This window comes from Gammaproteobacteria bacterium, from assembly GCA_013151035.1.
Lineage (GTDB): Bacteria > Pseudomonadota > Gammaproteobacteria > JAADJB01 > JAADJB01 > JAADJB01.
Map to the genome: position 1 here is coordinate 1 of JAADJB010000026.1, position 26,704 is coordinate 26,704.

A 26,704-nucleotide genomic window follows, 5' to 3' on the forward strand; every position below is an offset into this window, starting at 1 on the left:
GGGGCAGGATGCTCTACCCTAATCCCCTGAAAAACGATCTCTCTTGTTACGAATCCGCTATATTTTACCCACTAATTTTCCTGAAGAGCCATTAATTGCTTGTGCTCTTAAAAAGTCTTGATCAATGTCAGGTTAACCCTTTTGGGAGAGTGTAAGCTGTTGGAAGTAGCGTATAATGTGCTTTTTTAGATAGCCTGAGGAGAATAGCCAATGCATGTTGAGGATATTATGACCCGCCATTGTCGTACAGTTAATGCGGATACCCCACTGCGTGAAGTGGTGTCGACCATGACACTGTATCGTATAAGTGGTCTTCCCGTGATTGATGACGATGAAACAATGCTTGGCTTTATTGCTGAAAAAGATGTGCTTCACTATCTCTTCCCGTCGCTGGAAGATTCTATGAATAGTATGGTGACTATGGATTTTGAAGGTATGGAAAATACTTACTCATCCGTTATTAACCTGAAGGTGAGTGACCTGATGAGTGGCGGTGTTATTAGTGTATCTGCCGATATGCCTATTCTTAAGGCAACCTCTATTATGGTACGACATCGTTTTCGTCGTATCCCGGTGACAGATGGGAAACAGTTGGTGGGTATGCTGAGCATGGGTGATGTACACAAGGCTCTTTTCAAGAAAAATATTGCCGATGTTAGTGTCGGCTGACTTTAGCTATTATTGTTTTTAAGTGAACACATCGCATTGACCGGTATAGTAAATTGAAATAATGCTCCACCATCAGGCTTGTTATCTGCCCATATCTTACCGCTATGAGCCTCAATGATCTGTTGGCAAATAGGTAATCCAAGTCCTGTTCCCCCGGTGCCTGTCGTTGTTCGACTACTTTGGTTAAATTTTCCAAAGATAGTTTCTATCTCGTCCTCAGGTATGCCATCACCTTCATCATAGATGCTGAAGTGCAACATGTCGTATTGCCCGGAGAATTGCTGTTCGATATGAATATGTATATTGCTACCAGACGGAGTAAATTTGATGGCATTGGATAGCAAGTTGGTGATAACCTGAGCGATCCTCTCCTTGTCAAATATCCCGTCACCAGCCGAGTTATCATCGGCCCAGATAATATTGATATCCATTTCGTCCAGTCGTGCGCGTTGTTCGTTGATGGCGATCTCGGTTACTGTTTGCAGGCTTTGGGATGAGGATGACATCTCCATTTTTCCTGCCTCTAGTTTGGCCAGGTCAAGCAGATCGTTTAGCAGGTTGAGCAGACGATCACCACTATTGCTGATCTGCTGGAAATACATTTCGATTTTTTCTGTTGATAAGGAGTCAATACGCCTCAGACCCAAATTGGCGAAGCTGAGAATACCGTGCATGGGCGTACGGAGTTCGTGAGACATATTGGCTAGAAACTCTGATTTTGCCTGGTTGGCACGTTCAGCCTCATTTTTCGTGGCAATGAGTTTTTTCTCGGCATCCTGTTGCTGGGTGACATCGTTGATAAAGGCAGTAAAATACCACTGATGATTAATACGTGCCTTGGATAGATTCACACGGGCTGGAAATGTTGTTCCATCGCGGTGCTGACCGGCTAACAAGAGGGTTCGTTCGTTTGTTTTTCGTTCCTTTGAGTCTCTAAATTGATGCACATACTGCAGGTGTTTATCATGCACATATCGGGGTAACAGGATATTCATATTCTTGCCAAGCACTTCTTTAGCTGAATAACCAAATTGCCGTTCTGCCTCCGGGTTAAACAAGGTTATTTTCTGTTCCTCATCAACAGTCAGTATGCCCTCGGATGCATTATTAATTAAGGTGTCCAGTCTGATATGGTTGTTCTTCATATCCATATCATATTTATTTCGCATCTCTGCCATTTGATTAAAGCTGTTTGATAGTTCAATAATTTCATTTTTGCTATCGGTGTTATCGATAGGGATGTGCACAGAAAAGTCACCTCTTGCCATCTTGCGGGTGATAGCAATCAGTTTGTGTATGGGGGCAATCATGTGTCTGGAAAACAGGGAAGTTACTATTGCCATGATGATGAGCAAGGCAATGACAATAATAATGGTTTTTTGAGTCAATTCGTGTATGGGTTGTTGTGCTTCATCGATATCAATCTTGGTGATGATGCCCCAGTTTGCTGAATCCAGATGAGACCAACTGGCAATGACCTCCTTATTGCGATAGTCAATGAATCGCCCCATACCCGAATGGCCTTTGGCCGCATTGATGAGTGTTTGTGCCTGTCTTGTGTCCAGGTAGTCTTTGTTTTTCTGCGCTTCTTGCGCATGTCTTGGCGGGGTAATAAATTCAAGTTTCTGGTTGTGCCAGGATACAATCAGGATCTCACCACTATCGCCCAGACCGCTATAGTCATTGCTTAGATTGATGAGTTCGTCTGGCATAAGTTGTATGGCGACATAGGCAATGATATTGCCCTGGCTAGTCATGGGCAGGGTAATCAGGTTTATTTTTTCATCGGGATTAATATACAGATAATAACCCTGTTCTTCTTGGGTTTTACCCGCATGTTTCAGCGACAAGCTATGAATAAATTGCTTATAGGGGAGAGTGTGAATCCTGTCCCATAGCTTATTATCCTTGCGGGTGTTGCGTATGATCTCTTTACCGGGAGTGATTATAAAAATATCATAAAGGTCGGTAATATCCCGGTATTGTTGCAGGTGCTGGATAATAGCATCGGATAATGGGTGGACATAGTGATGTTCCTCACCATGATTGTAATAATGTAAGAATTCCTGGATTAATTCAGGATTAATACTTAATGAATAGGCCTGTTTGATACGCTCACGAATATGTGCGTTGATATAGCGTGCCTTTTCCTGTGCGATGATTTGCAGTTTGTTTTCAATGGTTTGTTCTATGGCTCGGGTAGAGAAGTAATAACTGAATGAGGCACCAATAAACAAGGGTATCAGTGCGATAACAGTAAACCAGAAGAATAACTGTTGTTGTACCGGTCGATCCCTGAGTTTTGTCATGTTTCCAGGCCTTAAAGTAACAAAGTGGACAGGGAGATCATAACCTATGGCTGACCCTGAGTAATAGCACAGATTTTATCAGGTTTTACCCGGTGAGCGATTTTGTCGGTTTTATTTCCTGTTATCCTGTTCTGTCTGTATATACTGCTAGGAATAAGTTGTATTTTTTGCTATGTTGTTTTGATCTGACACGGTCATGGAGAACCTGGTCAATGAAATGGAATGTGAGAGGGATTTATGAATTTACCTGTGGCACAAATTCTGGCTGTTGATGATGAAGGATTGAATTTGATGATTATCTGCGACCTGTTTGAGGAGGTTGGGTCGCCTTATCATTATGAAATCACTACTATTGGTAATGGAATGGAGGCATGGAAGATGCTGGAAGCAGACCCGGAGAGGTTTGATGTGATACTGCTTGATCGAATGATGCCGGATATGGGCGGTATGGAAGTTCTTGCCAGAATTTATTCTCATCCGGTTCTGATGCATATTCCTGTTATTATGCAAACCGCATGTGCCAGTGATGACGAGATTCGGGAAGGGATCTCGGCAGGTGCCTATTATTATTTGACAAAACCATTCAATGGTGACTCCCTGATATCGATTGTGCAGACAGCTGCGCGCGATCATTTTCTGTACAATAATTTGCGTAAGGATTTGCAAGCGCATAAGCCTGACCAGTCCACTATAACAGCAGAATCCTTTACCATTCATTCCCTGGAGGAGGTGCATAATCTGGCAATTAATATTGTGAGTCAGTATCCAGGGCTGGACAGGATACTGCTGGCACTCTATGAATTATTACTCAATGCCATTGAACATGGTGTGGCGCGTATCGGCTATGAAGCAAAGACAAAATTAATTGAGGCAGGTGGCTGGGAGGAAGAGGTTAATCATCGCCTGCAGCAACTTGATAAAGATCAGAAGTCAGTTGCCGTTGAGTGTAAGCGTGATGGCAATAGCATTGCGATTGAGATTAATGATCACGGGGATGGTTTTGACTGGAGGAAGTATACAGAGATGTCACCCGAACGGATCTACGATAATCATGGCCGTGGTATAGCGCTCGCTTATCTGTTTGCCGATTTGATTGAGTACTCGGGGAACGGGAATTGTGTGCGTATTGTATCGGATATTCAAGGAAACTAAAGGAGCGGGTTGTGGGTGATAAGGCATATATTCTGGGTGTGGATGATGAACCTGTTAATCAGGTTATTCTGGAAGAATTACTGGGTGAACAGTATGAATTGATCTGTGTTGATAATGGGCGGGCGTGTCTGGATGCAGTAAAGGAACGTAAACCGGATTTGATCTTGCTGGATATTAATATGCCGCTAATGAATGGCTTGGATACCTGTATTGCATTACGGGAGGTTCCTGAATACAAGCAGTTACCCATTATCTTTGTCTCTGCCCTAGCATCCTATGACGAACGTATGGCAGGCTATGATGCGGGTGGGGATGATTATATAACCAAACCTTTTAATGAACGTGAGTTGCTTATCAAGATTAACCTGATGCTGGAGAATACCCAGGAGAAGGCTCAGTTAAAGGATATGTCCGATTTTGCCTCAAAAACGGCAATGACGGCAATGACCAGTACTAGTGAGCTCGGTCTGGTATTACGCTTTTTACAGGAAAGTTTTAGCTGTAATAGCTATCAAGAGGTTGCGCAGAAGGCGTTTGAATGTAGTCTGGCGTATGGTCTGAGTGCGACCCTGGTGGTATATAAGGGTGAAGGTGGTGAACGGGTGGGTGTGTTTACCAGTGATACTAAACATCGCCCGCTGGAAGCAACCGTGCTGGAACAACTCAGGGATAAGGGACGCATCTATACGATTAATGAAAAGGTGATCTATAACGGCAGGCTTGTTTCCTTGTTAACCAAGGATAATCCCATTGGTGATGAAGATCGATTTGGGCGTATCAAGGACAATATTGCTATCCTGGTTGATGGCATTGATGCACGAATAAGGGCGATTAATACCCAGCTGGCACTGGTTGATACGATTGAAATCGCACAGACTGAGATGCAGGACCTTGATCTTGAACAGAGGCGTATACAGGGTAATGTGGCGCAGGAATTATCACACTTGGCAGGTGAGATCGAGGCATCTTTTATGAATCTGGGGCTGACGGCCGAGCAGGAAACGGCTTTGATGACGCTGGTGAATCAGGCAGAGAAAAATACCGACGCGATGCATGCAGAAGGTGTTGCCATGGATGAACGTTTTGGTTTGATTATTAGTCAATTAAAGCAGGCTATCGGTGAATGATTCCGGTATGTTTATTGTGTTATGAAGTATTCCGGTAATCTGGGAAAGATGCACACCCACCTGGGTGATGTGGTTCAGTATCAACTCCCCATTGGTGATGATCGGGTTGATATTAATGATCTGATGGGTAAAGAGATCACCTTGCACCATGATGGGCGAATTAATTGTATCGCTTGTGATCGCCCGATCAACAAGAGTTTTAACCAAGGTTATTGTTATCCCTGCCTGCGTTCTTTGGCGCAATGTGATTCCTGTATTATTAAACCTGAGCTATGCCATTACGCTGAGGGCAGTTGCCGAGAGCCTACCTGGGGTGAGCAGTATTGTCTACAGGATCATTATGTCTATCTGGCAAATTCATCGGGTATCAAGGTAGGCATTACCCGGGGGACTCAGATCCCTGTACGCTGGATGGATCAGGGCGCCGTACAGGCATTGCCGATATTTCGCGTTAAAGATCGTTTGACCTCGGGTCTGGTAGAAGTGGCATTGAAAGCTCATGTGGCCGACAAGACCCATTGGCAACGGATGTTGAAGGGCGTTCCTGATCCTGTTGATCTGTCTGCTAAACGAGATGAACTGTATGCCCTGTGTCAGCAGGAATTGGCGGCTATCGAACAGCGGCAGGGTGCAAGCTCTATTACTTATCTGAGGCAAGAGAGCCCCGTTGATATTTGTTTTCCTGTTGCTCAATATCCGCTCAAGGTTAAGTCATTGAACCTGGACAAGACACCCGAAGTTAAAGGAATACTGCAAGGTATTAAGGGGCAGTACCTTATATTGGATAGTGGTGTGATTAATATTCGGAAGTTTGCTGGTTATAATGTGGTGTTTGGCTGTTAGCATATTTTATATCTAGCTTGTTGGTTTTTACGGTTTTTTGATATTTGTCACTTTCATCACAAGCCCATGATATTTAAGTATTAAATTGCGTGTTTTCGGTTTATTTCTAGGTATTATCATTATTAACCATGCTTAATTCGACGGTTTTTTTTACACACCCCAAATTTTCGAGAGTGCTTATTTTTATAACCTATTGATTTTAAGTGTTATTTCATTATTGGCATGACATCTGCATATTGTTTCACTACGAACAATCAAATAACGAATTTATTAACAGGGTGGAACAGGAAATGACAATGAATAGGAAATCAATATTAGGTCGGGCTTTGATCTTGGCAGGTGTGATGGCAATCTCTGGCAATGCCAGTGCAGCGGTTGTCTCATTTAGTGATTCAAGCGTATTACAGCCAACCAACTGGACGGATACACTGAGTTTTTCCAAGTTTGATCCTTCTTTGGGTACACTGGACTCTGTGGATTTTTCATTAACAGGTAATGTATCGGGTTCAGCGGGTTATGAAAGCACAGATACATCTGCAGCGATGGTATATCTGGATTTATCTGCCTTGTTGACCTTGATTCGTCCAGATAGCTCAACGGTAGTGACATCATTACCAGTGACTACTGTGTCAGAATTAGCTAGTGCATCGGATGGTAATCCTGATTATGATGGTCCCTCAGGATCAACCTTTGGTGGTCTAAGTGCCAATTTGACCGAGACAGCAAGCAGTAGTTCTGCTGGTGATCTTGCCTTATTCACAGGTCCAGGTACTATTAATCTGGGTGTGTTTTCTATGGGTAAGTCCTCGGGTAGTGGTCCAGGTAACTTGGCTACCTTGTTTACTTCCAATGCTTCTGCTGATGTGACAGTGACCTACAATTATACGACAGCCGTTCCTGTCCCTGCTGCGGTATGGTTATTCGGTTCAGGTCTGTTAGGTCTGGTCGGTGTGGCACGACGTAAAAAGAGCTGATAGCCAGTCTTTTTTAATAAAAAACCCTGCCTAATGGCGGGGTTTTTTATTGCCTGAATAATGCGTGTCGAAATATTTTACATTCATGTAATTTATGTATCTAATTGATATTAAAGTATAAATGTTATTTTTATTTGTTTTATTTACACTTTTCATTCATTTTTTTATCGGGTTGTAGCGGTATATTTTACAAAAACACCTTTAATACCTGTTTTTTTTATGACTATATAGCTTTATCTCATTGATATTAATTAGAATTTAATTATTGGCATGCTCTGTGCATACATAAAGTAAATGAGTTAATAAATGATAGGTGAACAAACATGTTTAATCAGCACAATAATAAGACCTCAGCATTGGTAGGAGCTTTGATTCTGGCGGGGGCTATGACTTTATCCAGTAATGTTAATGCAGCAGTTATTTCGCAAAGTGATGCTATTGCAATGTCCAATACTAATTGGAGTAATACACTGAGTTTTAATCAGTTTGATAGCTCGCTCGGTACTCTGGATTCGGTCTCCTTTGAAATTACAGGTGTGGTAGCAGGTGATGCAAGGTATGAGAGTATGGATAGCGCACCTTCAACGGTCACCTTGAGTCTGGAAGCGATGCTTGAGTTGGCGCGTCCATCCGGAGCTCCTTTGGTTGTTGTCTTTCCTGTTGTGAGTGTCGTTGCTACACCGGGTCCTTTTGATACTGTTATTGATTGGAGCGGGACTTCAGGTGGTGCATATATAGGTTTGACGGCAACGCTGTCGAACTCGGCAAGCACGACCTCAGCCGCTGATCTGGCACTCTTTACCGGTGCTGGTACGATTGATCTGGGCGTGAGTGCAAGCGCACAGTCCATGGGTACGGGTTCAGGTAACTTAGTTACCTGGTTTACTACCGATGCCAGTGCTGATGTGACGGTGATCTATAATTATTCAACGGTACCTGTTCCTGCTGCGGCATGGTTGTTTGGTTCAGGTCTGTTGGGACTGGTGGGTATGGCTCGACATAAAAAGAGATAAGGTGTGTGGTAGGTTCGAGACACGCCGTGAATACATCCGTGTAGGCTCCACGCCCGCGTCCATGCGGGCAAGGGTCTCTGATAGAGAAACGCAATCTCTGTCTCTTGAGTTAAAAGAATAGCGATGTAATCGCAGACAAAAAAAGGCGGCACAAAAGCGCCGCCTAAATCAGTAACTATCGTTACTGTAGAGAAGTTTTAACGAACGGCAAAGAAGTTAGGTCCCATGCCTTCTGGCGGCTGAATGAACAGCGGATCAATTGTTGATGCTGGTGCAGGTGATGCTGGATTACCCACGGTGGTGGAATCAACATTCTGTACTCGACCAACTGCAAAGTCTGCCTCATAGATGGTTCCATTCTCATCCAGGAAGCGTCTCAGTACTTGTACTGGATGTACGAAACGATCCGGTGCAACCTGCTTAACGATAGGTACACGTCTGCCTGTTACAGGGTGAGTAATAAAGCGGATGATATTGGTGGTGTTTAACGGCGGTACAACGGTGATTGCGCTGTTGTAATCGTCGGCATTAGCCAGTTCAAAGAACTGATGTTTTTCGCCACCATTGGTGCGACAGATTCGATCCAGTGGTTCGCCATGCGGGAAACATGAAGCGAATACATAACGCTTGCTCGGATCTAAAGGTACACCACCAACCATAGTCTCTACAATACGGCCACTGGATGTGCCGAATGGACGATTGTCCAGATCAACCTTTTGTGTAATGTTGGACAGACCAACATACCAGCCACCTCGTTGCAGGAAGGGGTTGCGATTAAACACAGCAGATAATACCGATTCCAGATCTCTTTCAATGCTTAAACCAGAGAATTCAGCAACAGCAACAGCCGGGCTGATAGGGAATTGCGTATAAAGATCACGTAGAGTGATTTCACCACTGCCACCCTCATTACTGGATAGAATCACATTGCCAAAGCGGAAGCCATTGGTCATGGATAGATCGACACCATTTGTCCAGTCGGTCTGACTGGATACAATTGGATCGGTAATGCTACGCATGGCATCAGCGATGACATTGTTGATTACATCTTCCAATACGTGACTACGCTTGAGTAACACATCGGTATAACCAACAACGGTATCCAGATCTTCGGTTAATTGATGACCGCGTACGGTTACATCACCACAGTTATTTGCCGGGCAGTAACCACCAGGCATAAAGCTGTGACGCGCAACGGCATTGTCAGCACCAGCAATAAAAGGTTCCTCTGCTGCATCGGCAATGATCTTCATGGCTGGATCTTCAATGACATCATCATCTACCGGTATGGCTGTCCATTTGAAGTCTCTGACATGACCGTTTCTAACCCGTAGATCCAGGCGACCAAGATACAAGTCTTCGGTGGTCTCAACCACGATAGCGGCACCCTTGGCAAGCATATGTCTTTCATAACCACTCAGATTGGAACCTGGTGTGGTTGCTATTGTTTCATGTTGGTTTACCAACAAAGCACCCAGGGTTAATTCATGGGTATGTGCGGATAATACAACATCGACATCCTTGAACATCTTACCGATCTGGATGTTTTGGGGAAGCCCCAATTCAGATTGAACCACGATCATATCAATGCCTTGATCCTTGATTTCATCAATGATGCCAGGTAGTTCTTCGATGCCCTGAGTAAAGCGGAAACCGATATTAAAGACATTGGCTTGTTGCGGCACAATCGACGCGGTGATACCGATAACAGCAACCGGTTCTCCACCCATGTCGAATACCTTATAAGCAGGCAGAACACGACGGTTACGTCCAGGTGCAGGGATTGGCTCACCGTTGGCATTGTAGATATTAACAGCCAGTGTCGGGAAGGTTGCCTTGGTGACGCCAGGGCCATCATAGGCATTTGCCATAACTCGGAGGTTAGCCGGGAGTGGTCCTGTTGGTGCTGTAAAGCGATTGCGGAATACAGCAGGGCCGTAGCCAAATTCCCAGTTACCTGGGGTGTAGGCATCAATGCCAAAGGCATTCAGCGCAGGCATAATAGCATCACCAATGGTAAACATGGTCTCAGCGGTACCGTGAGTCGAGTCGCCAACGGCCAGTAACAGGCTGTTGTTGCTGCTGGCGCGAACCTCATTGACCAGGGTCTTGAGTTTAGCTACGCCACCGGCGTTTTGTACATAACGCGTTGTGCCATCCGGATTATGGATAACACCGGCATGGGGAATGATATTTCCGTGAACATCAGATAATTGCATCAGGGTGATGTTAAAACGGTTGTTGTCATGGTGTTCATGCTCATGTCGGGCATAAGCAGATGATGTGGCTATACCGAGGGTTAGCAGTGTTGTTATGCTTGCCCCCAGATATTTTTTAATGAAAGCGCGTGGCTTATTCATGTGATCCTCCAAGATTATTGTTTAACAGGCGATATAGTTATTATTCGCCTTAACATTTATTAAGACGTTATAGGCGAGCGTTTTATTCCCTTCTTTGAAAAAAACATGACAATAATCAATAAATAGTATGTATTAAAATACTAATAGAGGGAATATTTCCTCATCTTCTTGCGTCTATATAGAAGGAAGGGGAAATGTTAAGATGTTGCGGTGAATATTTTAAAACAGCTGTGTAACAAAAGGCGATTGGGTCAGATTGATCTGACGCGTAGCCGTGTGCGTCTTTACCGTATCGCCTATGCCTGGTCACATAGTCAGAGCATTGCGGATGACCTCACCCAGGAGGCGATGGAAAAGGCCTTGAAGAAGATTGATCAGTTAAAGGAACACGCTGCCCTGGATGGTTGGTTATACAAGATACTCGCCAACTGTTGGCGCGATTATTGTCGACAACAGCGTGAGATGGATGATATTCAGGACTATAGCCTGTCTGAGGAAGATCATCCCGAAACACAATATGCGCGGCGGCGTGTTAATGATCTTGTGCATCAGGCGATTAGCGATTTGCCTGAGGATCAACGCCAGATCGTCACGCTGATTGATATTGGTGGTGCCAGTTATATTGATGTTTCGGAGATTCTGGAGATCCCGATGGGCACGGTCATGAGTCGTTTGAGTCGAGCAAGAAAAAAATTGGCAGTATTGTTATTGCCGCAACGCAGTCAACTTGATGTCTATGATGTTAAGGCTACGAATGTATATTCAATAAGAGAGAAGCAATGAGTCAGAATGAATTTTCAGATGATTTTATCAATGCCTATATTGATAATGAATTAGGTGTTGATGATAGAGCCAGGCTGCTGGATCAGATCCGGGATGATGAGTCCCTGGCGGGTCGTGTCTGTCAGTTGCAGAAGGTTAAGGAAATGACTAAAAATGCCTATGATTGTATTGAGGTGCCAACCGCTACAGTCGTTTATAAATTAAAGACCCCCTGGACAGAATGGGCAACTACAGCACTGGCAGCAAGCGTATTATTGAGTGTGGGTGTGCTGGGTGGCTGGTATACACAGTCTCTTAATCATTCTCCTAATTTACTGGAGTTTGCCGAGACGGTAGAGGTGAATCATGGCTTACATGATAATCCGCGTCTGGTACTTCATGTCACAACGAATGATCCGGTAAAACTGGCGACAGTGTTGGAAGAAACAGAATCCTTATTGAAGCGTTATGAAGGGCGTGCAAATCAACCTGAGGTTGAGATCCTTGCCAATGGCCAGGGGCTCGGTTTGTTAAGAGTGGGGGGTGCAGACTTTGCTGAACGGATTAATGCACTACAATCACGTTATGATAATCTTGCTTTTCTTGCCTGTAAGAAAACGATTGATCGTTTGAAGTCACAGTATAAGACGGATGTTAATCTATTGCCGGGTGTGAAGATAGTACCTTCTGCCTTAGGTGAGATGATTGATAAGAAACAGCAGGGCTGGGCTTATATCAAGATCTAGGGTTTAGCGGGTAAAAAAATCCGGGACAGACATTAAGTCTGTCCCGAAATTAAGATAAAGCAGCGCTTATTTTTTATTTTCGTCGTCTTGCTATTGCAAATAAGCCTATCAGACCTGAACCAAACAACCACATAGCAGCCGGTATAGGTACCGCTGTAGGTGGTGTTACAGTAGCTTCTATTGCTGATGCATCTAGCGTTGCTTTTTTAAATTCGATCTCACCTGAGGTCACCTCCAGAGTTGCGCTCAGTTCACCTGTTGCACTCAAGGTTATTATTGACGTCAGTCCCACGGTGATGGCTGTTTCACTGGTGACGCTGCTGAAGTTTTCTGTACCAACGGTAAGATTAGCGAGGGTAACCGTACCTGATTTATGTTCCTCAGGTTCATCATCCTCTCCATCGTTATCAGTGTCATGGCTCTTATCGTCATCCTCATCTTCTTCCCACTCTAATATGATAGTGGCGGATGATACGTCTTGAGAAACCGGATTAAAACCATCGGTGGTAATGTTAAATATCCATGAGTCGTTATTAGTGCCACTGGTGCTTAATGTGATCTCTCCAGCATTATAGACATCGCTGTAGTGTGTAACAGTGGTGGCTGCTGCTGAGCCTGCTGTTAATAAGCTGAGCGCAGCAACGAGTGATGACGCTAATTTTTTTATGTCTTTCATTGTCTATTCCCTTTGTCTATTTAGTATTCTTATTGAAGCATTTATTATTCTTCGAATACAACCAGAGCAAAATCCATGCCTATTAATAATTGACATTGATTTTCAATCACTTATCAGTGATTGTTGGTTTTTTATCAGGTTGCTTAAGGGGGATGTGTAATATTATTCGACACAAAGGCAAGGGTGTTTATCCTCTTAAATGAAGATAAACCCTTTTTTATCAAATAGTTGGAGTTATTTGATGGATGATACGCCAGCTGTAAAGAATAATGAATAGCTTTTCATTATTCTTTACAGCTGGCGTTATTTTATACGTTTATTTATTAATAATCAGTCACTTATGTTTGTTTGCCCGTGTAATTTAAAGTGTAAGTTCTTCCGGCTATCAGAGTGGTTTATTAAAACCAGCATCAATATTTAATTAATACTATGCAGTATTGATGCCAACAAATAATTTCACTTTATTTACAATGAGTTATGAGTAATTATGGTTTGATCCCTTAAGGAGTTTAATAGTGGGTTGTAAAGTTATTCGACATATAAATTGATGTTGTCTTTCTTAAGATGTGATATTAATCCTTTATTTATCAGTTTATTAGCGTTGTTTTTTGTTGCTTATATTGACTGACAGACGGTTTTTAAGTGTAATTTTTTCTGACGATTTAGTAGGTCTGAACACAAAGTTTATCCCAGAAAATATCAAAGTTGATAACGTCACTTTCCAGATAGCTGGATTGTATGCCAACATAGATGAAACGTTGATAGTTGCTAATAGCGATCCCCTCCGATCTGAATTGTACCTCGCCACAGGTAACCACACGGTTTTTAAAACCTCGATGAAAGAAAGTATGCTGGAAATCGGCGGCATCTGCTGCAGGGTAATTATTTAAGGTGATGTCCTGCCCCCGGTTTATCCACATTTTTTGTATCCGGGGTTCGTCATCAAATTGTTCATTAATACCGGTGAATTCGTCTTTAATATCGGAGGGTTTGATTTCCTTGGGCAGAGCTGGTGATGGTTTTTTATCTGACGGTTCTTTTGCTACAGATGTGCTTTCAGGGTCAAGTGTTGTCTCGTCTTGAACGGGGATATCTTTGTTATTGGGGAAAAAAAAGATGCCTGTTGTAATGAGTGTCAACAAGAGTATGGCTATCGTTAGGTATCGAGTTTTCATAAGAAAAATATTGGGCAATAAAAAAGGCTCGCGTTAGCGAGCCTTTTGTTCTCCTTAGATTAGTCTTGACTAATCATTCTGGTTGTCTTCTGTGTCATCATCTTCTTCGTCTTCACTTAGCAGCGTACAAGATTGATTATTGTACTTATGCTCAATGCTAACGACTTCGAAGTTTGCGTCACTTGATCCACAGGTGACTGTGGTTAGCTTCGATGTATCGAAAGAGCCATAGTCTCCAGAGGTTGCATCATAGACCAGGCAGCTCTTGCCATACCCACCTTTGGCGCGCTGGAAGGAGTAGATCTTGCCAGAAGATTTATGACGAATCTTGATCTCATGCATGTCTGACTCTTCAGCTTCAGCAGTCGTTGAACAATCCAATGGGGTATCATTCTGGTAGTAGGAAACATTGTTATGTCCTTTCTTCCAGTAGTGATGCCCTGTTTCCTGTAGCACAACGTTGCTGGTTGCGGTTACATCACCGAGTACCAGCGTTACATCTACACCATCACTATTATCAATCTGACTGTTATCTGCCCTGGAGGCGATGAAGCTGAATTTACCCTTGGTACAGTTCAGTGTTGCGGCCAGGTGTGGAGAACCACCAATCCAGGCGCGATATTTATCCTTGTTACCGACCTTGGCAAATGAACCAATCGGGAATTCAAAGGTTTCACCATCAAGTGATAATACTACCAGTGACTGAGTGGAATCAAAATTAGCGGGGCAACTTGTTGATAATGCAACCTTAATCTTGGATTTTGATTTTCCATAACGGCCATAGTGACGATAGTTTTTCTTGCCATCACGAACAAATATCTTTTTGACATCATAACAGGTGGCAACAGGAGGGACGACAATGGCTGGCTCAACAGCGCCGATTTGTCCTTTTGCACCGCCATTCCAGTTTGTCAGGCAATCTCCAGTGAAATTATTGCCCTCAACATTGAGTATCATGCCGACCTCGGCACCAACAACATAGTCGCCAGCGGTTACTAATGCACCACCAGTTATTGCAAACCTTGCATCAAAGGTCGTTCTTACTGTAGTACTGGCAGGATCCAGGCCTAATGATATAATCTCACCTGTTAGTAAGGTGCCTGAATATTCAGGGACAAAATCCTGATTCAGGTCGATATCGCCAGCTACGGTGAGATCATCACCGCCTGGATCACCACTAACCAGATTACAAGTGCTATCCAATGAGATGTTCATGGTTACAGCCGGGGCTGTTGCGAGTGGATAGATGGGTAACGCTGTACCACCCACCTGGGTGTAGTCCAGGGCCGTCGCATTAACACTCAGTGCGCCAGTGGTTGCATCAAATACGGTCGTGCCACCAGAGTTGTAGTTGAACAGTGGTTGCCCAGGGGTAATACCCAGTAGTGCTGCAGATACACTTCCTGCAAAAACAGGCAATGCCACCGTGGCTAATAGAAGAATCTTTTTTGTTTTCATTGTTATCTCCTTGATTTTGAGGTTGAGAAAAGTGCGATTATACCTGATAGGAAGAGCCAGAATGCAGCAGGTACAGGTACGGCAACATCCAGCGTTGCTGATGAGACTGTCCAGCTTTCATCCCATTTGACCGTATTTGTTGATGAGGTGATACCGCTTAGGGATAGAATACCTTCTGCGGTAGAGCCATAACCCGCTAGGCTCAGCAGGCTGGCTGAATCGATGATGGCACGAAAATCGATAGTAGTTCCATCAAATCCCATCGCGGTTATGCTGCTACCACTGATCAAGGCACCATCTAGTACGGTGCCATTTGCTGCGGTGGCGGTATAAAGTCCAGGTGTCTGGAAGAGTGGGTTTGTATTGCTAAAGCCACCAAAATATTGAGCAACTTTACCATTCAGGCTCATTGAGCCACCGAGTAGATTGCCACTACTATCTACCGACATTGTCATAGAGAAATCGTCATTGCCTGGCCCTGTTGCAGGGCTTACAAGGATAGAGGTATCCGGATTAGTTCCTGCGGCAATGCCTGTCATATCTGATGCATCAGGCCAAGGGCTGAGTTGATCAGGGAGGAAAGAGGTGTTGCCTGCGGTTCCGTTTACCACTAGTGTTCCCTCATTAAGACCACCATCATAGGTATAATCAACCGTTAAACCGACTATGTTAAAGTCGGGAGCGCATCCCCCGGGGAAGGTACAGGCCCCTATGAGAGCTGCATTTGCTGAATTTATGAGCCCACTGGACAAACCGAGCGCAAGCACCAATAAGAATCGGATTGATTTCATTTTATATCTCCATGTAAAACTTAATTGTTTTTCTTTAAAATTAATTATAATTCAAAATATCCAGAAGCAATATTTATGCCTGTTTATAATTGTTGTTATTTTTTAATAGGTTAAGTGTTTTATGTGTTCTTTATGAGGGGTATGGGTAAGAGATAGTGTAATTTTATTCGACAAAAAAATATATCATTTCTAATTAAAATTAATATAATTCATTTTTTTATCATGAAGTTAGTGCTGTTTTTTGGTTTTTTTCTTGGTGTAAAAAAAACCGTCTTGTTTTGTGTGAGGATGAAAAAATCAGCTTATTTTACACATTTATTTTATTTGTTTCAATATGTTATGACTTTTTTGCGGTGTATTATAAAGTGTAAAGTATATTGCTATTTTTTAGTCATTAATTGTGTTTTGTGCTTCCTACCCTTATTCTCGGGTATTCATATGCGATACAGGATTGGGATATTATGCATACGGCAGATAAATCAGAATTAAAGCAACGTGAACGTGACAACTGGGCCGCGGCAGCTGAAGGTTGGCGCCGACGCGATGAATTGTTGAAAAAAGGCGCGGCTCCCGTGACCGAACGTATGCTTGATCGGGTGGCTATCACCTCGGGTAGTCGCCTGTTGGACATTGCCTCGGGTACCGGAGAACCAGCGCTATCGGCTGCACAGAGGGTCGGTGAGACGGGGCTGGTTGTTGGTACGGACCTGGTTGAAGAGATGTTGGCTGTGGCTCGGGATAAGGCGGCTCTGGCTAAGTTGGAAAATATTGAATTTCATTGCCTGGATGCGGAGACACTTGATTTTTCGGGGCGTGAGTTTGATGCAGTAACGATACGTTGGGGCTTGATGTTTATGCCTGAGCCGGAGAAATGCCTGCTCTCAGCCTGTAAGGCGTTAAAATCCGGTGGGCGTATCAGCCTTGCTTGTTGGGCTGCCCCGGATAAGAACCCCTTTGTTGGTGTACTTATGCAGACGTTGGCGCACTATATGGATATCCCCAAACCACCTCCCGGTACCCCTGGCATCTTTGCCTTTGCTGATCCGCAGCGGATACAGAACATGCTGGAGACAGCAGGTTTTCAGAATGTCGTGTTGGAAGAGTTGGTCATTGATGTGCTTGAAGTCGCTGATGGCCGAGCCTATTGGGAGGCAATATCCGATCTGGCAGCACCGGTTATGGCGCTGGTCAGGCAACTGGATGATAGTTCCCGGGTTGCCTACATTAATGACGTGATCAAGATGGCTGATACCTTTAGTAAGGATGGAACCCTGCGTATGTCTGGTGCGACCTGGATCGCCCATGCGGATAAGTGAATATATTTATGTTAGTAAATTTCTTATTTTTTTAAGCAGGGTTTGTGAATTATAAGGTTTGTGGAGTAAATTATTACTCAGGTTTTCATTGACCATGTTCCTGTGACGTTCATCATTGAAGCCGCTAGCTAATAGTATCTTTATTTCTGGGTATTTTTCTTCAACAATGGCAGCAAGCTCATAACCATCCATTTCGGGCATAATGACATCAGACAGAAGCAGGTCGATAGATTCGTTTTCAAGGATGTCTATGGCTTGTTGTCCATTGTTAGCACACAGGATTTGATAACCCTGCTGGCTCAAAATTTCACTACTTAATGCGAGTAATGCGGGTTCATCGTCAACGATAAGAATAGTTTCATTCCCTTGGATACTTGCTGGGTTATTTTCTTTCTGAGAGGTGTTGTATTGATTATTTCTCTCACAACGAGGGAAGTAGAGTTTGAATTGAGTGCCTTGATCAAGCTCGGAATAAACCTTTATTGCACCATGACTACGCGTAACAAAACCGTAGACCTGACTTAACCCCAGTCCTGTTCCCTTGTCACCTTTGGTACTGTAGAAAGGCTCAAATATCTTCTCTTTTTCAATGCTATTCATGCCGCATCCGGTATCGGTAATGCTGAGAAGGACGTAATCCCCTGTGTCTATTTGTAATAAACGGGCATCGAGTTCATTGATCTGTATGTTAGCTGTCAGGATGGTTAATAAACCCTTGTCTTCCATCGCATGAGCGGCATTGATGCACAGGTTGACGATGGTGTCCTCCAGATCGCCCCTATCGAGGTATGTTGACCATAAATTATCGCTTAACTCGAAGGACAGTTGAATCCGTGCTGTCAGGGTTTTTTGTAGCATATCCTGTTCTTCTTTTAACAAGACGTTCAGGTTTAATTTTTCGGTATCGCTACTTTTGTGTCGGGAGAAGGAAAGTAGTTTTCGAGTGAGCTTGGCACCACGTTCACCAGCATAATGTATTTGTTGGGCGTATTTTCTCAATTTGGGCTGTGCGCCTAACTGTTCTTCCAGGATACTGGCATAACCCATAATAACACCGAGCATATTGTTGTAGTCGTGGGCAATGCCACCCGTCAGTTTACCGAGGGCATCCATTTTCTGACTACGTTGCAGGGTTTCCTCGAGGATAACCTGTTCGGTAATATCCTGTACGGTACCGGTGGAACAGAGTGGCTTGTCATTATCATCGTAAATAGTCTTGCCACGCTCAATGACATATTTGATGCTTCCGTCGGACATGCGTAGGCGGTGATTGATATTGTAAAAGGTTTTGTTTTTCAAGGATTCTGTGTATGCAAAGTGCACTTTCTCCCGGTCATCGGGGTGTACTGCATTAATAAATACCTCGTATGATGCTTCAAACTGCTTCGGATCAATTTCAAATATGCTATAAACTTCATCAGACCAGAGTAACTTGTTGGTTACTGGATCTAGTTTCCAACTGCCAATATGTGCCATACGTTGAGCCTCGGCCATTGCCTGCTCACTCACTAATACAGCCTCTTCAGCCTTCTTGCGATCCGTTATATCGGTGATGCTGCCAACAAAACCAACGACCTCATTATTCTCTCCTTCTTCTGCTAGAGCCTCACCGAGTACCCAACGGATATTATTCGCATGCTGAAAACGGTATTCACATTTGAATGGTTTGTTTTGTTCAATTAATTGCCTCCATTCGGCAAGGACTCGTTCTCGGTCTTGTGGATGCAGACCGTTCTTCCAGTTATCACCTTGTGCTTTTCCTATGGCGATACCGGTTATTTCACTCCATTTTTTATTGATGAATAAACAATCCCCCTGTCTATTGGCATAAAAAATGCCTACGGGCGCTACTGTTGTCAGGGTCTCGTACTGTTTTTTGCTGGTGGCTGCTGCCTGACGTAATCGATACGCTTCTGTTACATCATTGAAAACCAGCACCATACCGAGGATGTTGTTTTCCTCATCACGAATGGGCGCGGCAGAATCTGCGATCTGATATTCTCTACCATTTCTTGAAATCAAGGTCGTATGATTACTAAGATAGACGGTCTCACCGCTACTAATAACCTTTTCGACGGGATTCTCAATGGTTCTGCGGGTACTGGCATTGATGATAGGAAAAATATCTTTTACCGATAGGCCCCTGGCTTCTTTTAATGACCAGCCCGTTAGTTGTTCTGCAACTGGGTTCAGTCGTGTGATATTACCCTCGGCATCGGTGGCAATGACGGCATCACCAATGCTATTGAGTGTTTGTAGTAGATATTGTTTTTGTTGACCAATTTCTGTTACCTGTTGCTGTAGTCTGCGTTGCATATCATTAATTGATTTGACCACGGTATCGAATTCATCATAATTCTGGGTGTCTCTATCCAGGGTTAAAGGCGGATGGTCTGATAATGGATTATGTTCTTCTGCGAATGCTGAAATTCTTGATAAATGCCTGGTAACTAGATGGTGAAAGAGAAAATAAATAAAGATAGCGACCAAAAAGGTCTTGAGTCCATTGGATATTAATATGACCCATACCCTGCTAATCAGACGTTGATAAACGCCATCAAGGGTGACCACAATGCTTAGTCTACCGATATTGATATCTTTGCCTCTATGGCGATAGTTTATGGGGTAGATGCGTTCAATGGAATTATTTCTACTGCTGTTGTCGGTTTCTATTCCTGCGCGCGCCCAAACCTGTTCAGTATCGCGTATCTCGACATATTGCATGTCCCGTATCTGTAATATGCCCTCAATACTGGTTTGAAGTAGTTGTCGATTGGATGTCCATAGGGCGGAGGCGAGACTTTCCAGGTGAACACCTTCAATCTGTTGTAGTTCACCATGGATGTGTTCAAGGTCAGAACTATAGTCACGATAGAGTTGGGCTGCGGTGGTTAACAGTGTAATGGCGGAACTAAACAGGATGATATAGATAATCAGACGGTAAGCAATCGGTGATCGGGCAGAACGAAGGTTTAACATGACTTAGTTCTCTGTTTTTTTAGCCGCAGTTTGTTCCAACGGTTTTAGAATACGTTCATAGATCGCGTGTATGCTGCCATCATACTTCATTTGTCTGATTGCTGCGGCGAGTTCAGGTACGATTTTTTTGTGTTTTATGTGTAGGTAAGTATAAAGGGCAGGGCTAACCAGGGGCGGTGATAGTAAGGTTATGCCGTTGATACCCTGTTCTTTTAGATAAGCCAAGCCCGACCAGCGTGAATAGGCGATAAAATCGACCCGATCCTTCATCAGTAAATTCAATGATTGCTCAATATTATCGGTTTTAATAATCTCTATCTGATCACCCAGCTGACCAAAATTGGTTTCCATAATCTTCCAGCCGGAGATAATGGCAATGGAATGGGATTTTATACTCTGCCAGCTATCGACATAAAAAGAGGGCTGGTTTTTGGTAAATAACACCATATCCATATCTATTATTTTTTCGGGTACCTGTATCAGGTTTGGATATTTACTCTGTAGACCGGCAACGCGTAACAAATCTCCATCATCAATCCCTCGGTTGGCGTTGATGAGCGCTCTTTCTGCTGGTAATTGAACGGTCTCCAGTTGATATCCGATACGATGGAATGCTTCGGTTAATACCTTGTCGGCAAAACCTGTTTGTGAAGAATTACTGATGGGTGAGGCAAAGGCGGTATTGAGAACGATAGTGGGTTGAGAAAAAGCAGGGCTAATTGGAAGAATACTAAAGGTTAATAGCAGGATATTTAACACTGAATAAAATGAAACGAAATTTGTTTTACTATTGATCATCCTTGCCTACCTTAATGATAATGGCTTGTGATTACCTGTTTCAGGTCATTTGATAATACTATTATTGCCCTCTTGTTAACAACAATTGATCCATATCAATATCCATAAGTATTTTCTAATATATAAAGTGCGCCAGAACTTTCAATTTATAGAAGAGGACGACATAATACCGCCATGTTAGCAATCGGCAAACTTATTATCCATTACACGCTGGCGATGATACTGGTATCAATACCTGTAGCGGGCGCTTCAGTGGATGATCACTACAAGGCGCATGATTTGCAACACCCAGCGCTTGCTCTGGATCATTCCTATGACAGGGATGAAATGGCGATAAAGGGCCTGTGTCAAGGCGATGATGCGAGTCAGTGTTGCTGTGTTATTGATATCCCGAGCATCGTGCAAAATAAGCCTGTCGTATTGGATGATCTGTTTATTAGCCGTTTTGTGCCTTACTACCCGGATAGACATATAGAATATATCTCTACTCGTCTATTGAGACCACCAATAATATAAATTTGAACAGGTGAGTGCTTCAATTTGGTTCTTTAATCGAAAAATTACCATTGAAAAAGTAGGCTTATTAATAGCCGTGATAGATATAAGATTGCTCACCTGCTTATTCTGGATTTTAATAAATAAACAATACAAGTAACAATGGAGATATGACATGTTTAAGACAAAAAAACTATATCGTAAGACGCTACTAGCATTAACAGTGTCTGCGCTTTTGCCCATTAACAGTTTTGCGGCTACTGATCTTGAGGTTCTGAGACAAGAAATGGATCAGCTTAAAAAGCAGATTGCAGGTAGAGATGAGTGGAAGGTACCGAATACACTCGTTCATATGGCAGGTTATGCTGATGTCGGTTATTCCAACAGCGGGGCTGCGAATGATGATGGTAGCTTCAATTCAGGCAGACTAGCACCGATCTTTCATTATCAGTACCGTGATATTGTGATGCTGGAATCGGAGCTGGAATTTAAGACCATGGCCGATGGTAGTACTGCGACCGCACTGGAATACCTGACCCTGGATGTATTTCTGAATGATTATGTCACCCTGGTAGCGGGTAAGTTCCTAAGCCCGATTGGTACCTTCCGTCAGAATATCCATCCCTCATGGATTAACAAGATGGCATCGGCAGCCCCTGGCTTTGGTCATGATGGTGCCGCACCAGTATCCGATACCGGACTTCAATTACGCGGTGGGTTTCATATCGGTGAGATGAAGGCCAATTATTCGGTCTATACCGGTAATGGTCCGGAGATCAAGGCTGAGTTGACACCGAATGCAATTAATAATGCGCTGGTTGATGATGTTGAATATGACGGTATTGATGCTGAAGGTTTTGGTGTAGATGCCGATGGCAATAAGGTCTTTGGTGGTCGTTTTGGTCTCTTGCCAATACCTGCCCTGGAAATTGGTGTGTCACTATTGACGGGTAAGGCTGATGTTACCAGCTTTGAAAACATTGGTGCTTATACAGGTAATACATCCACTCTGTTAAGTAGTGTCACATCCACTAATTATGATGTGGCGGGTGTTGATGTCTCATGGCGCAACAAGGCTGTGGATGTGCGATTTGAATATGTTCAATCTAAGTTAGGTGCCGCTACCATGGGTGCTAATACCCTGGCATCAGCCAAATGGACAACCTGGTATACCCAAGCCGCCTATAAGATCCCTGCTACCAAGTATGAGGTGGTTGCGCGTTATGGTGACTTTAATAGCCCGCATCCTGCAGCTGATCGCAAACAGGTAGCGGTGGGTGTTAATTACCTGTTTGCCAGTAACTTTGTTGCCAAGGTTAACTATGAATTAAATAAGAACCCGAATGCTGGTTTCAATACTGATAATCGCCTGTTAGTTCAACTGGCTTATGGATTCTAAGGAGTAATCAATCATGAAATTGAATATTAAAAAAAGTGCGTTAATTGGTTTGGCTGTATCGAGTCTGGCTATGTCCTCAACCTTGTTGCATGCGGTTGATTTTCCTGAAAAGGGTGATTTTATCGCTGGTGCCAAGGCATGGGCTGATAATTGTACCCGTTGTCATAATCTGCGTGATCCCAAGGAGTTACGGGATGATCAGTGGTTGACTACTATGTTTCACATGCGTGTACGTGGTGGACTCACCGGTCAGGAGACACGCGATATCTTGACCTTCCTGCAACAAAGTAATTAATCTTAACCCAGTTGATACCCCTTGATATACAAGGGGTATCAACCCATAAAACTAACCAGAAAGAGAATATTATGAATAAGACATTTAATCCTGTAAAAGGACTGCTGATTTCATCTGTATTGGTATCAGGGCTTGCTCTGACCGCTAATGTTAGCGCAGATGGTGCAGATATCTATAGCCAGACCTGTGTAGCATGTCATGGTGCGGATGGTAAGGGTGCCTTGCCGGGTACACCTGATTTTACCGATAAGCATGGTCGTTTATCACAAGAGGATACCATTTTGCTGGATCATATGGAGCATGGTTTCCAGAGTCCTGGATCATTTATGGCAATGCCACCTAAAGGTGGTAATAGTAGCTTGACCCGTCATGATCTTGAGGATGTATTGAAATATATTCGTACAACCTTTGGCGGTTAAATGATTTTATCGAGAACAGGGATGTTTCTCAAGCAAGCTGTCATTAGAACCAGTAGTAGCATAGAGTTGCCTCAATAAACTATAGACTTTTATCAGATGCGCCATTACTCTTTAGAGAATGCGTTTACATTCTATATATGCTTGGATTTATCAATGGATGAAGGGTTCATTATCCACCCTTGGTTATCTATCATTCATTAGTGTGATAAGTCTGTTTTCATACCCTGTACGTGCTGCGGGAGAACTGTTTATATTCCCTGAAATCCGTCTCGAACAAATGGAAGGGAACAGTTTTGACCATGCCAGCACAGTAGCCAATGTTGATCTCTTTGCCTCGGTTCAATACAGAAAAATAAAGTTTCTGGGTGAGCTGTTTGTATCAAAATCAGGGTCGGGTGAGATCAAGGCCGATTTTGAACGTTTGAAGATCGGTTATCAGTTATCCCCTGACAGTACCCTCTGGCTTGGTCGTGCCCATAACCCGGTCAGTTACTGGAATACCCAGTATTATCATGCCAATTATTTACAGCCATCGATTAGTCGTCCAGAGATTGAAATGCTGGATCATGATGGTGGTTTGCTTCCTAGTCATATTGTCGGGTTGCTGGTTGAGATGCGTCAACAGCTTGGTGATGGTGACTTAAACTATACTTTTGCTATCGGTACCGGACCTCAGTTACGCCCTTCTACTAATCGACATGGTGCCAGCGGGCTGACCCTGCACCCGGTCAATGTCTTTAACCCCAATAAGGGTAATCACAAATACAGCGTTACCGCACGGGTGGGTTATCGGCCGGATATGTTGAGTGATAATCAACTCGGTGCCTTTGCTACCCATACTGTTGTTCCGATTGATGATGTTGCCTTTGATAAGGCCGTGATCTCGGCAATGGGTGTCTTTGCACGTTGGGATGTTGCCCGGTTTACTCTTAATGGTGCATTGTTTTTATTCAATGATAAGGTCAGTGCGATTGCCAATACTACGCGTGGTGATTTCAGTAGTGCTTATATACAAGTGGATTATCGTGCCAGTGATGAATGGATATTATTTTCTCGTTTAGAAAATACCTCTGAAAAAGAGAGTGACCCTTATCTTAAATTGATGACAGGTTTTGCTGGTAAGCGTCATGCTGCCGGGGTGCGCTGGGATATTACCTCCAGACAGGCGATAAAACTGGAGGTCTCCAGAGAGCATGAAATTGGGGGTAGTGTAAGCAATGCAATCCTGAGCTGGACGGCGGTGTTTCCATGAGGCAATGGTTAATGAGTATGGTTTGTCTGTTGGCTATCTTATTGCCACAGCCTGTTGTGCTCGCCTCTGATATACCCGCGCATACCTTGGTGTTGGTAACGAACAGTGATTTGGCTATAAAACGATTTCCGCCCAATGAGTTGCGTAAGCTATTTTTAGGCTTCCCCATCATTGTTGATGGAACGACTTTAATTCCTTTGCGTAATTATAGTGATGACTTATTGAAGGAAACTTTTTTGCAAAAGGTGATGTATATGTCGGAACGGCATTATGATCGTCAATTATTGTCGCTGGCCTTTCGTACGGGCCGTTCAAGACCTCCGATCTATACCGATCACAATAGCTTGATTCAGGCACTTAAACATGAACCGGCATCAATCAGTGTCATCTGGTTTAAGGATGTTAATGAGGATAATGCGCTCAGGATAATACAGACCTTTAAGGGAAGGGTGCACTGATGCGGCAATATTTATCGACATTGACTGCCCACTTTGCCTTGTCAGAATTTCTGCTTCACCTGCTCATGGCGCCGATATTATTTGGTGGTGTGCTCTACCTGGTGCAGGTTAATTATCAGAATCATTTTATCAATCAGGTGCGTAATGATGCCTTTATTCTGGCATCACTGAGTCAATCACAAGATCAGGAGACTCTGCATTTTCAGGAGAGTATTTTGCAGGATGCCGTGATCGGTGGTCGTTTGCTGTATGCCGAGATTGTTGATGAGCAGGGTAATATAATTAATGTCTGGGGTGACAGGCGGGCCTCTTCCTCAATGGATGAGGATTTCTTCTTCGGGGCGCATGATGATACGGTCTATAACATCACCATCCCGCGCTATGATAATGCAGGGGATAGCATGGGGGAACTTCATCTGGGCTATGACGAGACCCCGACCCACGAATTGATTGCACAGGCCTACCAGAGTGGTTTATATCTGGCTATTGCCTATATTCTTGTTGCATTGATACTGACCCTGCTGGTGAGTAAAAAGGTGACGCGACCCATCCAGCAATTACATAAGGCATCCAGATATATATCCCAGGGGCATTATGAGCAGGCATTGAATGTGAAAACCAATGTCTTCGATATACAGCAATTGGCGGAGACACTGGAATTTATGCGCCATAAACTAGTGGAGCAAAACAAAAGAATGGAGCACCTGGCGACACATGACAGCTTGACCGGGCTACCCAATCGTTTGTTATTGCGTGATCGGGTTAATGAAGTGTTCTCAGATAACATGGATCAAAAACAGAATATCGCATTGTTGCTGGTTGATCTGGATCGTTTCAAGGAGATCAATGATACCCTTGGTCATCTGACAGGTGATGAGATACTTAAACAGACAGCAACACGCATGCTGGATTGTATTCGACAATCCGATACCGTCGCCCGTCTGGGTGGGGATGAATTCGCCATTATCCTGCCTGCAACGGGCAGTGAAAGTGCCAAACAAACAGCGCAACTGGTCTCGGATCGTTTACAGCAGCATTTTATGGTTAATGATAATAAATTACAGATAGGGGCCAGTATTGGTATTGCCCTGTATCCGGAACATGGTGATAACTTTGAGACCGTGCTGCATTGTGCTGATACTGCTATGTATATCAGTAAGCGGGCTCAAGGTAGTGGTGCCGTCATGTATGATCCGGCGGTGGATGTTGATGGCAGTGATTAATTTTTTGCGCTGAAG

General features: G+C 43.6%; 23 protein-coding genes and 1 pseudogene. 16 read left to right on the forward strand and 8 right to left on the reverse strand.

All coding sequences use genetic code 11. The features are described 5' to 3' along the window. The first annotated feature begins 228 nt into the window (after positions 1-228). Positions 229-669 (forward strand): CBS domain-containing protein, encoded by a 441-nt coding sequence (locus GXP22_06500; protein NOX09124.1) that lies wholly within the window; start codon positions 229-231, stop codon positions 667-669. Positions 670-671: 2 nt separating this feature from the next. On the opposite strand, the gene GXP22_06505 is transcribed toward GXP22_06500, so the two are convergent. Beyond that, positions 672-2,978 (reverse strand): PAS domain S-box protein, encoded by a 2,307-nt coding sequence (locus tag GXP22_06505; protein NOX09125.1) that lies wholly within the window; start codon positions 2,976-2,978, stop codon positions 672-674. Positions 2,979-3,215: 237 nt separating this feature from the next. Between GXP22_06505 and GXP22_06510 the strand changes: the two genes are divergently transcribed. The 5 genes and pseudogenes from GXP22_06510 (at position 3,216) to GXP22_06530 (ending at position 8,087) form a co-directional block, all read left to right on the forward strand. Next, the gene (locus tag GXP22_06510) at positions 3,216-4,130 is read left to right on the forward strand and encodes a response regulator (protein ID NOX09126.1); all 915 of its coding nucleotides are present in this window, start codon (positions 3,216-3,218) and stop codon (positions 4,128-4,130) included. A gap of 11 nt (positions 4,131-4,141) precedes the next feature. Next, entirely contained in the window at positions 4,142-5,257 is a 1,116-nt protein-coding gene (locus GXP22_06515) for a response regulator (GenBank protein ID NOX09127.1), read from the forward strand. A gap of 48 nt (positions 5,258-5,305) precedes the next feature. Beyond that, complete coding sequence (locus GXP22_06520; protein NOX09128.1) at positions 5,306-6,100, forward strand: DUF2797 domain-containing protein; 795 nt, start codon at positions 5,306-5,308, stop codon at positions 6,098-6,100. A gap of 290 nt (positions 6,101-6,390) precedes the next feature. After that, entirely contained in the window at positions 6,391-7,074 is a 684-nt protein-coding gene (locus GXP22_06525) for a VPLPA-CTERM sorting domain-containing protein (GenBank protein NOX09129.1), read from the forward strand. A 926-nt stretch (positions 7,075-8,000) separates the two neighbouring features. Beyond that, positions 8,001-8,087, forward strand: a pseudogene (locus tag GXP22_06530) (VPLPA-CTERM sorting domain-containing protein). Between the two features lie 197 nt (positions 8,088-8,284). Here the strand turns inward: GXP22_06530 and GXP22_06535 are convergent. After that, on the reverse strand, positions 8,285-10,447 hold the full coding sequence (locus tag GXP22_06535; GenBank protein NOX09130.1) for a hypothetical protein: 2,163 nt from the start codon (positions 10,445-10,447) through the stop codon (positions 8,285-8,287). 216 nt (positions 10,448-10,663) lie between these two features. Between GXP22_06535 and GXP22_06540 the strand changes: the two genes are divergently transcribed. Further along, positions 10,664-11,230: a sigma-70 family RNA polymerase sigma factor gene (locus tag GXP22_06540; protein ID NOX09131.1), complete on the forward strand. Its 567-nt coding sequence runs from the start codon at positions 10,664-10,666 to the stop codon at positions 11,228-11,230. Then, positions 11,227-11,955, forward strand: a complete 729-nt coding sequence (locus GXP22_06545; GenBank protein NOX09132.1) for a hypothetical protein — start codon at positions 11,227-11,229, stop codon at positions 11,953-11,955. Before GXP22_06540 ends, GXP22_06545 begins: the two co-directional genes overlap by 4 nt. Before the next feature lie 73 nt (positions 11,956-12,028). Here GXP22_06545 and GXP22_06550 read toward each other — a convergent pair whose 3' ends face one another. The 4 genes from GXP22_06550 to GXP22_06565 all read right to left on the reverse strand — a co-directional run bounded on the left by GXP22_06550 (position 12,029) and on the right by GXP22_06565 (position 15,875). After that, positions 12,029-12,631 (reverse strand): VPLPA-CTERM sorting domain-containing protein, encoded by a 603-nt coding sequence (locus tag GXP22_06550; GenBank protein NOX09133.1) that lies wholly within the window; start codon positions 12,629-12,631, stop codon positions 12,029-12,031. A 662-nt stretch (positions 12,632-13,293) separates the two neighbouring features. Next, positions 13,294-13,773, reverse strand: a complete 480-nt coding sequence (locus tag GXP22_06555) for a hypothetical protein (GenBank protein NOX09134.1) — start codon at positions 13,771-13,773, stop codon at positions 13,294-13,296. A gap of 102 nt (positions 13,774-13,875) precedes the next feature. Further along, entirely contained in the window at positions 13,876-15,264 is a 1,389-nt protein-coding gene (locus GXP22_06560) for a hypothetical protein (protein ID NOX09135.1), read from the reverse strand. Positions 15,265-15,266: 2 nt separating this feature from the next. Next, a complete protein-coding gene (locus tag GXP22_06565; GenBank protein ID NOX09136.1) occupies positions 15,267-15,875 on the reverse strand; it encodes a hypothetical protein in 609 nt (202 codons plus the stop codon). Between the two features lie 641 nt (positions 15,876-16,516). Here GXP22_06565 and GXP22_06570 point away from each other — a divergent pair. After that, positions 16,517-17,371, forward strand: coding sequence for a class I SAM-dependent methyltransferase (locus GXP22_06570; GenBank protein ID NOX09137.1), 855 nt, complete (start codon positions 16,517-16,519; stop codon positions 17,369-17,371). A gap of 6 nt (positions 17,372-17,377) precedes the next feature. On the opposite strand, the gene GXP22_06575 is transcribed toward GXP22_06570, so the two are convergent. Both GXP22_06575 and GXP22_06580 read right to left on the reverse strand, forming a co-directional pair. Continuing rightward, positions 17,378-20,350 carry a PAS domain S-box protein gene (locus tag GXP22_06575; protein ID NOX09138.1) on the reverse strand — a complete coding sequence of 991 codons (2,973 nt, stop codon included), beginning with the start codon at positions 20,348-20,350 and terminating at the stop codon, positions 17,378-17,380. Between the two features lie 3 nt (positions 20,351-20,353). After that, the gene (locus tag GXP22_06580; GenBank protein ID NOX09139.1) at positions 20,354-21,148 is read right to left on the reverse strand and encodes a transporter substrate-binding domain-containing protein; all 795 of its coding nucleotides are present in this window, start codon (positions 21,146-21,148) and stop codon (positions 20,354-20,356) included. A gap of 174 nt (positions 21,149-21,322) precedes the next feature. Between GXP22_06580 and GXP22_06585 the strand changes: the two genes are divergently transcribed. From GXP22_06585 to GXP22_06615, 7 genes are all read left to right on the forward strand, one after another. Further along, positions 21,323-21,664, forward strand: coding sequence for a hypothetical protein (locus GXP22_06585; protein ID NOX09140.1), 342 nt, complete (start codon positions 21,323-21,325; stop codon positions 21,662-21,664). 154 nt (positions 21,665-21,818) lie between these two features. Beyond that, entirely contained in the window at positions 21,819-23,042 is a 1,224-nt protein-coding gene (locus GXP22_06590; protein NOX09141.1) for a hypothetical protein, read from the forward strand. A gap of 13 nt (positions 23,043-23,055) precedes the next feature. Beyond that, on the forward strand, positions 23,056-23,337 hold the full coding sequence (locus GXP22_06595; GenBank protein ID NOX09142.1) for a cytochrome c: 282 nt from the start codon (positions 23,056-23,058) through the stop codon (positions 23,335-23,337). A gap of 71 nt (positions 23,338-23,408) precedes the next feature. Then, entirely contained in the window at positions 23,409-23,756 is a 348-nt protein-coding gene (locus GXP22_06600) for a cytochrome c (protein ID NOX09143.1), read from the forward strand. A 157-nt stretch (positions 23,757-23,913) separates the two neighbouring features. Beyond that, positions 23,914-25,008, forward strand: coding sequence for a hypothetical protein (locus GXP22_06605; GenBank protein NOX09144.1), 1,095 nt, complete (start codon positions 23,914-23,916; stop codon positions 25,006-25,008). Beyond that, positions 25,005-25,466 carry a hypothetical protein gene (locus GXP22_06610; GenBank protein ID NOX09145.1) on the forward strand — a complete coding sequence of 154 codons (462 nt, stop codon included), beginning with the start codon at positions 25,005-25,007 and terminating at the stop codon, positions 25,464-25,466. Before GXP22_06605 ends, GXP22_06610 begins: the two co-directional genes overlap by 4 nt. Beyond that, the gene (locus GXP22_06615; protein NOX09146.1) at positions 25,466-26,689 is read left to right on the forward strand and encodes a diguanylate cyclase; all 1,224 of its coding nucleotides are present in this window, start codon (positions 25,466-25,468) and stop codon (positions 26,687-26,689) included. Before GXP22_06610 ends, GXP22_06615 begins: the two co-directional genes overlap by 1 nt. Positions 26,690-26,704 lie beyond the last annotated feature (15 nt).